At 56.8% G+C, this 13,266-nt stretch carries 14 protein-coding genes; 11 read left to right on the top strand and 3 right to left on the bottom strand.

Annotated features, from left to right (window positions below):
- Positions 1–123: 123 nt before the first annotated feature.
- Positions 124–1,260, bottom strand: coding sequence for a glycosyltransferase family 1 protein (locus tag Q0650_RS12915; RefSeq protein ID WP_298819592.1), 1,137 nt, complete (start codon positions 1,258–1,260; stop codon positions 124–126).
- An 89-nt stretch (positions 1,261–1,349) separates the two neighbouring features.
- Entirely contained in the window at positions 1,350–1,490 is a 141-nt protein-coding gene (locus Q0650_RS12910; protein ID WP_298819591.1) for a hypothetical protein, read from the bottom strand.
- A 54-nt stretch (positions 1,491–1,544) separates the two neighbouring features.
- Here Q0650_RS12910 and Q0650_RS12905 point away from each other — a divergent pair, with 54 nt between their 5' ends.
- The 11 genes from Q0650_RS12905 (at position 1,545) to Q0650_RS12855 (ending at position 11,375) form a co-directional block, all read left to right on the top strand.
- Positions 1,545–1,850 carry a hypothetical protein gene (locus tag Q0650_RS12905; RefSeq protein ID WP_298819590.1) on the top strand — a complete coding sequence of 102 codons (306 nt, stop codon included), beginning with the start codon at positions 1,545–1,547 and terminating at the stop codon, positions 1,848–1,850.
- Positions 1,847–2,764, top strand: a complete 918-nt coding sequence (locus tag Q0650_RS12900) for a cytochrome c biogenesis CcdA family protein (protein WP_298819588.1) — start codon at positions 1,847–1,849, stop codon at positions 2,762–2,764. The genes Q0650_RS12905 and Q0650_RS12900 overlap by 4 nt, the downstream gene beginning before the upstream one ends.
- A gap of 6 nt (positions 2,765–2,770) precedes the next feature.
- Entirely contained in the window at positions 2,771–3,199 is a 429-nt protein-coding gene (locus Q0650_RS12895) for an NUDIX hydrolase (RefSeq protein ID WP_298819586.1), read from the top strand.
- Positions 3,200–3,466: 267 nt separating this feature from the next.
- On the top strand, positions 3,467–4,906 hold the full coding sequence (gene tig, locus Q0650_RS12890; protein WP_298819584.1) for a trigger factor: 1,440 nt from the start codon (positions 3,467–3,469) through the stop codon (positions 4,904–4,906).
- Between the two features lie 10 nt (positions 4,907–4,916).
- Positions 4,917–5,582 carry an ATP-dependent Clp protease proteolytic subunit gene (locus tag Q0650_RS12885; protein ID WP_298819583.1) on the top strand — a complete coding sequence of 222 codons (666 nt, stop codon included), beginning with the start codon at positions 4,917–4,919 and terminating at the stop codon, positions 5,580–5,582.
- A gap of 56 nt (positions 5,583–5,638) precedes the next feature.
- Positions 5,639–6,928, top strand: a complete 1,290-nt coding sequence (gene clpX, locus Q0650_RS12880) for an ATP-dependent Clp protease ATP-binding subunit ClpX (RefSeq protein WP_298819582.1) — start codon at positions 5,639–5,641, stop codon at positions 6,926–6,928.
- 116 nt (positions 6,929–7,044) lie between these two features.
- On the top strand, positions 7,045–7,791 hold the full coding sequence (locus Q0650_RS12875; RefSeq protein WP_298819580.1) for a response regulator transcription factor: 747 nt from the start codon (positions 7,045–7,047) through the stop codon (positions 7,789–7,791).
- A gap of 115 nt (positions 7,792–7,906) precedes the next feature.
- Entirely contained in the window at positions 7,907–8,536 is a 630-nt protein-coding gene (gene upp, locus Q0650_RS12870) for a uracil phosphoribosyltransferase (protein WP_298819578.1), read from the top strand.
- A 184-nt stretch (positions 8,537–8,720) separates the two neighbouring features.
- Positions 8,721–9,836 (top strand): glycosyltransferase family 4 protein, encoded by a 1,116-nt coding sequence (locus Q0650_RS12865; protein WP_298819576.1) that lies wholly within the window; start codon positions 8,721–8,723, stop codon positions 9,834–9,836.
- A gap of 170 nt (positions 9,837–10,006) precedes the next feature.
- Positions 10,007–10,825 (top strand): hypothetical protein, encoded by an 819-nt coding sequence (locus tag Q0650_RS12860; protein WP_298819574.1) that lies wholly within the window; start codon positions 10,007–10,009, stop codon positions 10,823–10,825.
- Positions 10,826–10,937: 112 nt separating this feature from the next.
- Positions 10,938–11,375: a hypothetical protein gene (locus Q0650_RS12855; protein ID WP_298819572.1), complete on the top strand. Its 438-nt coding sequence runs from the start codon at positions 10,938–10,940 to the stop codon at positions 11,373–11,375.
- A gap of 202 nt (positions 11,376–11,577) precedes the next feature.
- Here Q0650_RS12855 and asnS read toward each other — a convergent pair whose 3' ends face one another.
- Complete coding sequence (gene asnS / locus Q0650_RS12850; protein WP_298819568.1) at positions 11,578–12,900, bottom strand: asparagine--tRNA ligase; 1,323 nt, start codon at positions 12,898–12,900, stop codon at positions 11,578–11,580.
- Positions 12,901–13,266 lie beyond the last annotated feature (366 nt).

The raw sequence follows: 13,266 nt of genomic DNA, 5'->3' as shown, positions 1-13,266 counted from the left end.
CCCGCTCTTACGCCACGGGTGAGAGGAGAACTACATCGCGATGAACTCCGATCCGTGTTCCGCCAGGGGAAGATTGTACCCTTCAGCAGTAAAAAGGGGGTAAGCGGAACATTGCCACTTTGATCAGGCGACCTGCCGCCAGGCCAGCCGACGCCGCTGCCTCACCCGGTTGTAATACCCCATCAACTCAGCCATCACGCTTGGCCACGAGCGCCGCTCGGCAGCGGCCCGACCGGCCAAACCCTGCGCGACCCGGCGGGTATCATCGGCCAGCAATTCGCGCAGGCGAGCGCGGAGATCACTGGCGACACCAGGAGTAAAGAGATAACCGGTCTGACCAGGTTGCACCAGATCGAGCGCGCCGCCTGCGCGCGCCGCTACGACTGGCAAAGCTGAAGCCATCGCCTCCTGGATCACCTGCCCAAAGGTATCGGTGTCGGAGGGAAAGACAAATGCATCGGCGCTGGCATAAGCCGTGGCCAGCATATCACCTTTCAAATAACCGGTGAAATGCACCGGCAGACCAGCGCAACGCCGTTGCAACTCGGCCCGGAAGGGGCCATCACCAACAATCACCAGCCGGGTATCGGGGAGGCCGCGGATCGCTTCCGGTAATAATTCGACTCGTTTCTCCGCTGCAACTCGCCCGACGTAGAGCACAATTCGCTCGTCAGGGCGAGCGCCAATCGCCGCGCGCCACGCTTCGCTACGATAGCGAGGATGGAAACGTTCAATATCAACACCGCGCCCCCAGATCTGGAGACGACGGAAACCGGCTGCTCGTAGTAAGTTTAGCGTAAAGCGCGAGGGGCACAGGTTGATTCGACAACGATTGTGGATCCAGCGTAGCCAGGCATTAACGCCATGTTGCAGAAAACCAAAACCGTAATGGCGACTGTACGCGCCGAAGTCAGTATGATACGAGGCGATCAAAGGTAGACCGAGACGGCGCACTATCCCAGGAACGATTGCGCCCAACACCACCGGCCCAACCAGATGCACCACATCAGGCCGAAAACTGCGCAACCGGGCAGTCAAACCGGGTTGCGGCGGCGTCAATTTTACTTCCGGATACAGTGGTAGCGGCATCCCACTCAACGGTACAACCTCAGCGCCGGCATAACTTTCCGGCCCACCTTGTGGCGCAAACAATACCGCTTCGTGCCCGGTATGCTGCAAATATTCGAGCAGGCGACAAAGCGTAGTGGTTACGCCGTTGACATCGGGCAAAAAGGTTTCAGCAATGAGCGCCACTCGCATGCCGGTTACTCCAGACGAAAATAACATATTTTCTGGTCTACTGTACACTGGCAGGATTAAGCCGGTATGCGCTTCAGGTTAAGCGTAGGCTAACCGATCATAAAATTGTGGCGATCGGTGAGATTGTTCACATCACCGGTTACGACAACCCGGTATAATGAAGAGTGGTGATTGCTGGCATCAGATTCGCCGGTCGGCGGGAAGATCGTAAATTTGTTTCCCGCCGTCATTGTAAAAACCATACTCTGTGCCCACTATCGCCATCTATATCAGGAGAGCGAGCCATGACCGACGCCAACGTCACGAGCCGCACTGCATGTCATCAACGGCTGGCAACCCTCTTTCACGCCGGAGAGCTGGTCTGGATCGAATCGGAAGAGTATAGCGAAAATGACCTGTTTTGGCGCGTAACATTACTCTGTCGAAATGCATCTGGTCAATGGGAGCGCCGACGTTATCGCTACGACACGCTGAGCGCAGCCCTCTTTTTCATGGGAGCAACTCCGGTAAGTGATGAAGAAGCGGCGCGCATCCGCCGCGCCGCGCGACAATTACGCGCCACTACTGCGCTAGAAGAGAGGACTGTATGACGCCACAACCAATCGATTCGCCTGGCCGGTTCGGCAAGCGAGGCCTGATCACGCTCGGCGCGATCGGCATTCTGGCGCTGCTAATCTTGCTCGCTTTGAGTCTCGATCCCGGCGAGCAGACTCGTTTTCTGACCGGCGGCAGCGTGCTGGTGCTGGCCCTCCCCGCCTTTCTGGCCGGTGTGCTCAGCTTTTTGTCACCCTGTACTCTGCCCATCCTGCCAGCCTATTTCGCGTTCACTTTTCAGGCTAGCGGCCACGGGCGGGCGCGCGTAGCCGCTATGGGCATCGCGTTTTTCTTAGGTCTGGCGACCACAATGACGCTGCTCGGCGCGAGCGCCACTGCGCTCAGCGGCCTGCTCTTCGCCAACCGCAGCGCGCTCACCTTTTGGGGCGGTCTGATTATTATCGGTTTCGGTCTCATGGGTATGTTCGGCAAAGGATTCGCCGGCCCACAATTGCAAGAACGTCCGGCAGCCACCTTCGCTGGTTCCTATCTTTATGGCGCAACGTTTGCCCTGGGATGGACGGCGTGCGTCGGCCCGATTCTGGGCGCGCTGCTGACTCTCCTGGCCGCCACCAGCGATGTCGCGATCATTCAGGGCGCCGTGCTGGCGTTCATCTATTCGCTAGGCCTGGGATTACCGCTCATTCTGATCGCAACCTTCTTCCAGCGCCTGGGCACCGGCTCGCGAGCCTGGAAGCTGCTGCGCGGGCGTGGCTTCACCGTCAATCTATTTGGGCGCGAATTCTTCTTCCATACTACCAGCCTGCTTAGTGGCGCGTTGATGGTCGCAATGGGCCTACTCCTGGCGACCGGGCGGTTGGAGTGGATTTCGCAGCAAGCCAATGCCACTCCGATGGCGCAATGGTGGGTGGAAATTGAAGCGGCAATTGGCCGACTCTTTGGCCTCTGAGGATTTATGACCGATACACCAATTCACGCTGCCGGTTGTGTAGTGCTGGCCCGTGACCAGACGGGCCGCCTTCTGGTTTTATTGATCCAGGATCAGCAGGGCGTCTGGACCCTGCCCAAAGGCCATGTTGACGATGGTGAAAGTGACGAACAGGCAGCAGTGCGCGAAGTGGCTGAAGAGACAGGTATCAAGTGCGAGATTGCCGAACGCCTCGATCGGGTCATCTATCCAGTGTATCGGCGCGGTCGCTGGCGTGACAAGCAGGTAACTTTCTTTCTGGCCAGCGCTACGCCTGAGCCACCGGTGCCGGCGCTTGCCGAAGGGATCCGGGCAGCATCCTGGGTGCCGCTCGACGAAGCTCCCCGTCAGGTCGGCTATCGTCAGTTACGCGCGCTGCTCCAGCGCGTAGCTCGTCGTCTCGGCTACGCAAAATGACGATTGAGCCAGCGCTGACAAGAGCCGCTATCAGACTGACACCATTCCGCCACGACGGTCAGACGCCTGCGGCTCGGCGACAACAATCGATCGATCGGCGCAGAGCGCGATGACTGGCGGGTTTTGGCGCTTTCCCTGGCCTACCCCTTCGCAATCAACAGGCAGACATGCTATAATGCAGCATACGGCGCGCTGACATATGAGCGCCTTCATTGACTCTCTGCGCCTCGATTGCGGCGCAAAGCGATTTGTGTTAAGGATACCACCGTGAAAGTTACGACCGCAAAACTGCCAAAGAGTCTCGTCTCATTGCAGATTGAAATCGACCGGGATCAATTCGAGCGTGGCCTTGATCAGGCGGCGCGCCGTCTGTCACAGAAGTTTCCTATTCACGGCTTTCGTCCCGGTAAAGCGCCCCGCTTTATTATTGAACGCACCTTTGGGCGCGCTGCGTTGATCGAAGAGGCGACTGAAGACCTGATTAATAACGCTTACAAGAAAGCGATTCAGCAAGAACAGATCGAGGTCGTTGGCCCGCCCACCCTCGAACGAATCGATTCGCTCGAACCGTTCATCTTTACCGTCAATGTGCCGGTGCCGCCGACGGTTGAACTCCCTGATTATCGCGGCATTCGCGCGCCGTTCCAGGTCGCACCGGTCACCGACGAAATGGTTGAACTTGAGCTTGAACAGTTGCGCGAAAAGCACATTACCCTGCAAGAACTCGACGAACCGCGTCCGGCTCAGCAAGGTGATCGGGTACAGGTCCGGCTCATCACCAGGGTAGAGAATGAAGAGGACACTACCGCTGAGACTGCTGAAACGGAAACCGCTCAGGACGAAGCGGCAACCAAACCTGATGGTGATGATGAAACAGAGAGCGAAGGCTCAGAAGAATATCTCGATCTTGAGCCAAATCGATTGGTTGATGAGCTATATGAAGGGTTGATCGGGATGAAAGTTGGCGACAAGAAAGAGATTGTCGCCATCATGCCCGCTGACCACGCCGAAGAGTCGATCCGCGGCAAGCGGGTCACGTTCAAAGTTGAGGTTTTAGGCATTCAGAAACGGATCGTGCCGGCCTGGGAAGAGCTGCCGACGCTCGAGAATTTTGCTGGCACCCTCGAAGAACTGAAAGCAAAAGTGCGCGCCGACCTCGAAGAGGCCGAGCGCCGTCGCGCCGAGCAGGCGTTACTGAACTCTTATCTCGAGCAGCTTATCGAGCAAACCAGCTTCGATATTCCGGACGTGATGATCCGCGAACTGGCTCACTCGATGCTGCACGATCAAGAGCAGCAATTTGCCCGCTATGGCATCACGCTCGAGCAGGTGTTGCAGTACCGCGGCCTTACCCACGATCAGGCCGTTGAGGAGTTGTTGCCTGAAGCGGAAAAGCAAACCAAAGTGACCCTTGCTCTGAGCGAGGTGATCAAACGGGAAGGGTTGGCAGTCCTCGATGAAGAGATCGAGGCTGAGATTGAACAAATTCTTACTGGTTACGAGGAAGAGCGCCGACCGCAGCTCCGCGAGATGCTGCAAACCCAATTGCGCTCTTCGGTAGCAAATGTCGTCCTTGATAAGAAATTGCGCGCTCGCCTCGCCGAGATTGCGCGCGGCGAGCTAGATGATGCGCCGTCTACGGCGCCAATAACGACTGAATCAACCCCGGCGGATGAACCATCCAGCCGTTCAAGCGATGATGCGTGAGGAGAACGATATGACCTGGTCAACTCGATCTGGCTATGATTGGCGTAGCATGCCAGGCCCGGAATGGCTCTCACAGCGACCGGAATTGCTCATTCCAATGGTCATTGAGAGTACCAGCCGCGGCGAACGCGCTTTTGACATCTATTCACGATTGCTGAAAGAGCGGATTGTGATCCTGGGCACGCCGATTGACGACCAGATTGCCAATCTCATTGTCGCTCAGTTGCTCTTCCTTGAGAGCGAAGACCCTGATCGCGATATCTGGCTCTACATCAACAGTCCGGGAGGCTCGGTCACTGCCGGTCTCGGCATTTACGACACGATGCACCACATCCGCCCCGATGTGGCAACAGTCTGCGTCGGTATGGCCGGTAGTATGGCAACTCCCATCCTGGCCGGTGGGGCGAAAGGAAAGCGGTACAGCTTGCCACACTCAACCATCCACATGCACCCGGCTGGTGGTGGCGCGCGTGGATATGCGCCTGACGTTGAGATCATGGCGCGTGAGTTGTTGCGATTGCAACAAGTAGTGCGTGAATTGCTGGCGAAAGATACCGGCCAACCGATCGAGCGCATCGCCAAAGACTTCGATCGCGACCTGTTTATGACGCCAGAACAGGCCAAGGAGTACGGTATTATTGACGAGATCCTCATCCGTGAGGATAACAAAAAGTAATGACGCCCGGGCGCGCGCAACTACCTGCGCTCGCCCGCTCGTCTGGAGAACTCCCCATGACTCGTACCCGCAATACTAGCCGTGATCCGTATGCCTGCTCATTCTGCGGGCGCGGACAGGATGAAGTGCAACGTCTGATCGCCGGTCCTGGCAATGTTTTCATTTGCGATGAGTGTGTGGCACTGTGCAGCGCAATCATTGCCGAAGAAAGCGATCAGAAGGCGCCAACTGCGCGACGCGCGTCGTCTACTGGCCCTGCTCGCCTGCCAACACCGCGCAAATTGCGCGAAAAGCTCGATCAGTATGTGATCGGGCAGGATCGGGCCAAAGTGGCGCTATCAGTGGCAGTGTATAACCATTACAAGCGGGTGCGAGCCGGCGCCCGGATCGATGATGTCGAGATTAGCAAGAGCAACATCCTGCTGATCGGGCCAACCGGCAGTGGCAAGACCCTGCTGGCGCAGACGATGGCTCGCATCCTCGATGTGCCATTTGCAATCGCCGACGCCACAGCACTGACCGAAGCTGGCTACGTTGGCGAAGATGTCGAAAATATCCTTCTGCGCCTGATCCAGGCTGCCGATGGCGATGTCGAACGCGCCCAGACAGGCATTATCTATATCGATGAGATCGATAAGATTGCTCGCAAGTCGGATAATCCGTCAATTACGCGCGATGTGTCAGGTGAAGGCGTGCAGCAGGCGCTGCTTAAGATCCTGGAAGGCGGCGTCGCGCACGTGCCACCGTTGCCAGGTCGCAAACATCCGCAGCAGGAATATATCCCGTTTGATACGACCAATGTGCTGTTTATCTGCGGCGGCGCGTTTGAAGGTATCACTAACATCATCGCGAAACGGTTGCGCGGTAAGCAGTTGCTCGGCTTCGGGAGCAATCCGGTCAAGCCGGTCGATGAAGAGGGCGCATTGCTGGCTCAGATCACACCCGACGATTTGATGCACTTTGGCTTCATTCCTGAATTTGTCGGTCGTCTACCGGTCATTGTGGCGCTCGAACCATTGAGCCGCGAGGCGATGCTGCGGATCTTGACTGAGCCGCGCAATGCGATTATCAAGCAATATCAGAAGCTGTTTGCGCTCGATCATTGTGAGCTGGAATTTACTCCTGATAGCCTGGAAGCGATCGTGGATCGGGCAATGAGCGCTCGCACCGGCGCTCGCGCTCTGCGCAGTATTGTCGAAGAGGTGTTGCTTGAGGTGATGTTCGAGATCCCTTCGCAAGAACATATCGGGCGCTGTATCGTCAATGCAGAAGTGATTCAGGGTCGTGGCCGCCCGATTCTGGTGCCGCGAGCCGAGTATCGCCGCCGACTCGATGAGGCGGTGTAAGGATTGGTTGCGAGGTTTCAGCCTCTGCTAGCAAGCCGCGTAGCAATGCGGCAGGTCAGGCATATACTCCGGTAATGTTCAAGGTGAACGCCATCAGGCGCGGATGAACAAAACCTATGTCACTGTTCCACCGCACATCACAACGAGCTGCCGATCAACCGCCACCGAAACGCCGAATTCTGGTCGCCGATGATGATCCTTCCATCGGTCGCCTCATTCAAACTGCGCTTCCTGCCCAGCAATATGAGACGGTGGTTGTCGCCAACGGTATAGAGGCGTTGGAAGCCTTTGACCGCGGTCAGTTTGATCTCGTCTTCCTCGATGTGATGATGCCGTTCGTTGATGGCTTCGATGCCTGCGAGCGGATTCGCGCCAAGAGTGATGTGCCAATCGTGATCATCACAGCGCGCGATGGCACCGATGACGTGGTGCAGGGCTTCCGGCGCGGCGCCGATGAATACATTACCAAACCTTTCAAGGTCGCTGAGTTTGTGGCTCGGGTCGAGGCGATTTTGCGTCGGGTTGACATGCAAAAGTCGCGCACGGCGCCAACGTTTGTGCAGGTCGGCGATCTGGCAATCGACGCCATCGCTCACAAAGTGTCAGTGCGTGGCGCCGAAGTTAAACTGACGCCAATGGAATTTGAATTGCTCTATTTCCTCGCCGCGAATGCCGGTCAGGTCTTTACCCGCGAGGTGCTGTACCGCGAGGTCTGGGGCTACGAATATATCGGTGAAACCAATCTGGTCGATGTGTGTGTGCGCCGGTTGCGCGAAAAGGTCGAGGTCGAGCCGTCGAAACCGAAGCTGATCCTGACAGTGCGCGGAGTTGGTTATAAGCTCGAGCGATCATCATCAGGGTGAGTGAACCCATTTGCGCCTGGTCGCAGATAGCCGTTTGCGCCAGATTGATGCTCCACTCTGCCGATCTGCGCGTCGGTGCGCGTTCATGTGATAGTGTCTAACGCAGGAATTGCCCATGTCGTCACAGGTGTTTGTTTCCCGGCATCCGCTGGTTCAACACAAACTGGCGCTGCTGCGCAGTAAATGGACCGAACCAAAGAAGTTTCGCGAGCTGGTGCGCGAGATTGCACAGTTGCTCTTCTACGAAGCAACCCAAGACCTGGCTCTGGCCCCATTGACGGTTGAAACGCCACTTGCCAATTGTGCCGGCTACGAAGTGGCCGAGCGAATCGGCATCATCCCGATCTTGCGCGCCGGTCTGGGCATGGCCGAAGCAATCGTTGATATTCTCCCCACAGTACACGTCTGGCATCTTGGCCTTTACCGCGACCACGAAACGTTGCAGCCAGTCACGTATTACAACAAGCTACCGAGCAAGCCGGATATCGACCTCACAATCATTGTGGATCCGATGCTGGCTACCGGTGGATCGGCGGTGGCCGCAGTTGATATTCTCAAGCAGTGGGGCGCCCAACGCATCAAGTTCCTCGGTTTGATTGCCGCGCCAGAAGGCGTGCGCGCTTTGACTACAGCCCATCCTGACGTGCAGATTCATCTCGCCGCGATTGACAGCCACCTCAACGAGCGTGGATACATTGTGCCGGGATTGGGCGATGCCGGCGATCGCCAGTTCGGCACAGGCTAAAGAGGTCGTCTCGGTCTGGCAGCCGAATGGCTGCCCCAAATGCGAAATCCGACACTACAACCGCCGCGCGCCGGAAAATCGAAGAGATGACGCAGATGCCGTGAACGCCGTATGCGCTGGTATCGAGTTGCTACCAGACCAATACCAGCAGTGAGTTCACGAACTGAGATAGAACGACGATTGCATGCTTGTTACGCTGGCCTTGCTGGGCGTCTCGCTTATTGCCTTTTCCGTTACTGCGCTGCTGACACCACCACTGATCCGGTTGGCGCGCCACGAGGGATGGGTAGCCAAACCCGGCCCGCGGCACATTCATCGTGAGCCAACGCCGATCGTTGGCGGGTTGGCTATGATTGCAGGCCTGGTCGTAGCCCTCCTTGCAAGTCTGGCCTTCGAGGCGCTCGATCCGACGTTGCGTCGCTCGCCATTTGAGCATCTCCGAATCGGTTTACTGCTCATCGGCATTGCTATCATCGCCCTGATTAGCCTGTTCGATGATCTTTACGATCTGCCGGCTCTGCCGCGCCTCGCCGTTCATGTCGTCGCCGCTCTGGTGGCCGTTGGCCCCTATCTATGGGATCACTCGCTCTATCCCGACGCTCTCGGTCAACCGACAGAGGCGCTTGGAATCATCCTCACGGCGTTCAACTTTCCCTTTGTCGATCAGATTCACCTGCACAACCTGAGTCCATGGCTGGCTATCGCCGCAACTATCTTCTGGATTGTCGGGATACAGAATATGGTGAACTGGATCGATGGCCTTGATGGCCTGGCAGCAGGCGTAACGCTCATTGCTGGAATGGTGCTGGCGTTACACACGCTCACCCTCGAACCGCCACAGTTGACTGTTGCCATGCTCCCACTGGCGCTCAGCGGGGCATGCGCAGCATTTCTGATCTACAACTCGCATCCTGCTCGCATCTTTATGGGTGATGTGGGCGCGATGACAATTGGCTATACCCTCGGTATCTGCGCCATTATCGGCGGCGCCAAGCTGGCAACGGTCTTGCTGGTGCTGGGGGTGCCGATTGTCGATATGGCCTGGCTCATCCTCACCCGCACCCTGCACGGTCGGTCAGCAGCGCAAGCCGGACGCGACCATCTGCATCACCGTCTGCTCGATCTTGGCCTGAGTCAACGGCAAGTAGTGGCCTGTTACTACGCGCTCAGCGTTGCGTTCGGCTCAATCGGGTTGCTCGATTTCTTTACTCCGCTAATGAAGCTGATGACACTCCTGATCCTCGGCGGGATCGTCCTGGTCGGATTGCTGGTATTGCAGCCAAAACAGGCCACGGCATAAGCCGGTATGCAAAAAACTTCTTCCCGCGCCTCGATACATCAGTCTCCAGTCGCTTGATCATCTTGCCACCCGGCCTATCATAAGAGATGTGACCGGGAACTCACCCTCGACACTCAGACGGCGAAATGAGCTGGTACCGTTTCGCCATATGTTCCAGACAGGCAACGCCCATGCGAGGTTTTCTAACACTCGTTATTGTGCTCTGCCTGATCAGCGTCGATCACGCAGGACACCTTGCGCAACCGGTGACCAACCGCACATTTCATCACTTTGCGCGACCCGCTCCGCCTACTCGTCCTGGGCCAACGATAGAACCTTTTGTGCGCCCCGATTTCGCCGCTCGAATGCGCCGTTTACGCGATGCAATGCTGGCAGCAGCGGCCCGGCACAATCATCCACAGCTTTCAGGATTGAGCGACCGCGAATTTGCCGTTGTGATGGCAACAATTCTCTACAACGAAAATTTTGGCTGGGCAGAAGAGCTGGCGCCATCATTGCGGATGGTGACACCGCTATACCAGGTTGCCCAACAATACGCCAACCTGAGCGGTATCGGCATGAACTTCAGCGTCTGGCCTGCCAATTTGCGACCTTCAGTCGCGGCAGAGATCCTGTCCGGCGAAGTGCCTTTGGCCGACGGACGAGTGCTGCATGTGCGGCTGCGAGTTGAGGGCAGTCAAATTGATCCGTCGCGGTACCACTCACAGCCGGAGTTGTTTGCTGCCATCACCGCCGAAATCAGCCACGACGAACTGGCAATCAACTACCTGGCTGCCAACCTCGAACGCGGGATTCTGCGCGCCGCGATTGAAAACCAGCCCATCTCATGGCGGACTCTGGCCGCATGGCATAACCAGGGGATCGTTGATCCGGTCGCGATTCGGGATAATCCTACCGCGCGTGACTATGTGCGCCGCGCTGCTGCCTACCTGCCTCTGGCGCGCGCGTTATTCACCTCAAATAGTCAGACCAACATGCGAGCAATATGAAGCGGCGCAACATTACCACTCAAACTCGCGGTTCGCCCTGCGCAACTTTTGTCAATATCGCAGCGTCATACTGGCAGCGACGAGAGATCAGCGTAAGCGAAAGGATATGACAATGTACGGGAACAATGGCAACGGCCCGCGTCAATCGTATGTCCTCATCGGCGGCTATCCGGTCAAGCCGATCTACCTTATTATTCTGGGAGTGATCGTTTTTGGATTGCTGGTCTACTTTCTGCTGCGCTTCTTTAACATCGGTCTCACCATGCACTTTAGCGCATTTGCCGGCATTCTGTTACTCATCGCCAATCTCCGCGAGCTGTTAGGAGCCGGTTATACCCAACGCGGCAGCACTGCTCTACTCAACACACTGGTCGGTGGCGGCCTGATCTTCGCCTGGCTGGCCCAGTTCTTTGTGCTGTTCTGGTTACCCGCGTTGCTGGCAGTCGGTATTGCAACCCCGCTTGTGCTCAACCGCTCAGGCGCCTACACTATCTATCTGACCACAGCTCAGCAGGCTGTTGAACGGGTACGCCGCACGATGGTGCGCTAAAGACGACAGCGGGAATCGAGGAGAAACTTCGGTAGATCTGTTCGGAGCGAAGGGACAGACGGGATGGCGTCTGCCGCAGCATCGAATCTGATCGATGATCAAGAATGGGGCGCAGCAATGCTGCGCCCCGCTGCATGAGTTACATACTGTTGCGCGCAAGGGCAACGCGCAGAGCGCGTCATCACTTGCCCTGCCCTATCTTCTACGGATAAATGCGATACAACTGGCGCGGGAACGGGATCGTTTCGCGAATGTGGCGCGTGCCGGTAATCCAGGCTACTACTCGCTCGATCCCCATGCCAAAGCCACTGTGCGGCACCGTTCCGTAACGACGCAGATCAAGATACCACTCATAATCTTCGCGGCGCAGACCATGCTCGCGAATCCGCTGTTCGAGCAAGGTCAGGTCGTGGATGCGTTGCGATCCGCCGATGATCTCACCATACCCTTCTGGCGCAAGCAGGTCGGCGCAGAGGGCCACTTCCGGTCGATTGGGATCGGGCTGCATGTAAAACGCCTTTACCGCTGATGGGAAGCGTTCGACAAAGACCGGTCGATCAAACTTTGAGGCTATCAATGTCTCATGCGGCGCGCCAAAGTCTTCGCCCCACGGCAGTGGATCGGCACCCTCAACTTCACCCTGATGATTGGCAATCAACTCAAGCGCCTGATCGTAAGTGATCCGCGGGAACGGCGGTATCACCTGTTCGAGCAGTGTCGTATCGCGTTCGAGCACTTTAAGATCCTCACGCCGCCGGTCGAGCACGCGAGCCACAATGGCGCTGACAAACTGCTCTTGCAACCGCATATTATCTTCGTGATCGGCAAACGCCACCTCTGGTTCAATCATCCAAAACTCGGTCAGGTGACGGCGCGTTTTGCTCTTTTCGGCCCGGAAGGTCGGCCCAAAGCAGTACACCCGTCCAAACGCCATCATTCCCGCTTCCACATAGAGCTGACCGGTCTGGGCAAGGTATGCCTTGCCTAGATCGAAATAGTCAGTGGCAAACAAATTGGTTGTGCCTTCGGCGGCGGTTGCGGTGAGGATGGGGGTATCGAAACGCACAAACCCCTGTTCATTCAGCCACTCCTGCGCAGCGGCGATCACTTCCGCCCGAATTCGGAGAATGGCATGCTGCTTCGCCGAACGCACCCAGAGATGGCGATGCTCCATCAAAAACTCAACCCCATGCTCTTTGGGAGTAATTGGATACTCGTGGCTCGAACCGATCAACTCGATCTCGGTCACATCAAGCTCATAGCCACCTGGCGCGCGTTCGTCAGCGCGCACGCTACCGGTAATCCGGCATGAACTCTCTTGAGTCAACGCCTGCGCGGTAGCAAACGTGGCCTCACTCACATTCTTTTTAAAAGTCACACACTGAATTGTGCCGCTTCCATCACGCAGCAAAATGAAAATCAGCTTGCCCTTCTCGGTTTTGTGATAGACCCATCCAGCCAGGGTTACTTGCTGACCCACATAGCGGGCAATGGTCGCAACGGTTGCGGTCGGCAACAGCGACATAGACGCTCCTTATCGTTTCACAGCGTGGTTGCAGGCAATCATAAGACTTCACCGGGTGTTGTGCGCCAGTAGAGATCATTGAGCAGATTTTGAGGGAACGCATCAGATCGGCGCGCCTGCATGATTGTATCTCTTTATGGCGTCAGTATGCCACGACTCAGGATAGCTGGCAAATTGACAGTAACCGTTCGTTATCTGATAATGCTGATTGAAGCCCCATAGAACAACACCGAGCGGTTCACAAGGGCGAATCCGGGTTCGCGATTGATGCAGGCACGAAGGAAACGGTGATGAAAACAGTTGTTCAGCACTGGTATACTCATCCAACGGTACGCGCGGCGCTGGCCGACCTTGCCGATTATCGTC

It is taken from the genome of uncultured Chloroflexus sp., from assembly GCF_937129525.1.
In the GTDB taxonomy this organism is placed as follows: domain Bacteria; phylum Chloroflexota; class Chloroflexia; order Chloroflexales; family Chloroflexaceae; genus Chloroflexus.
The sequence above is the reverse complement of the archived record's forward strand: the minus strand, read 5'-3'. Positions and strand labels throughout refer to the sequence as shown.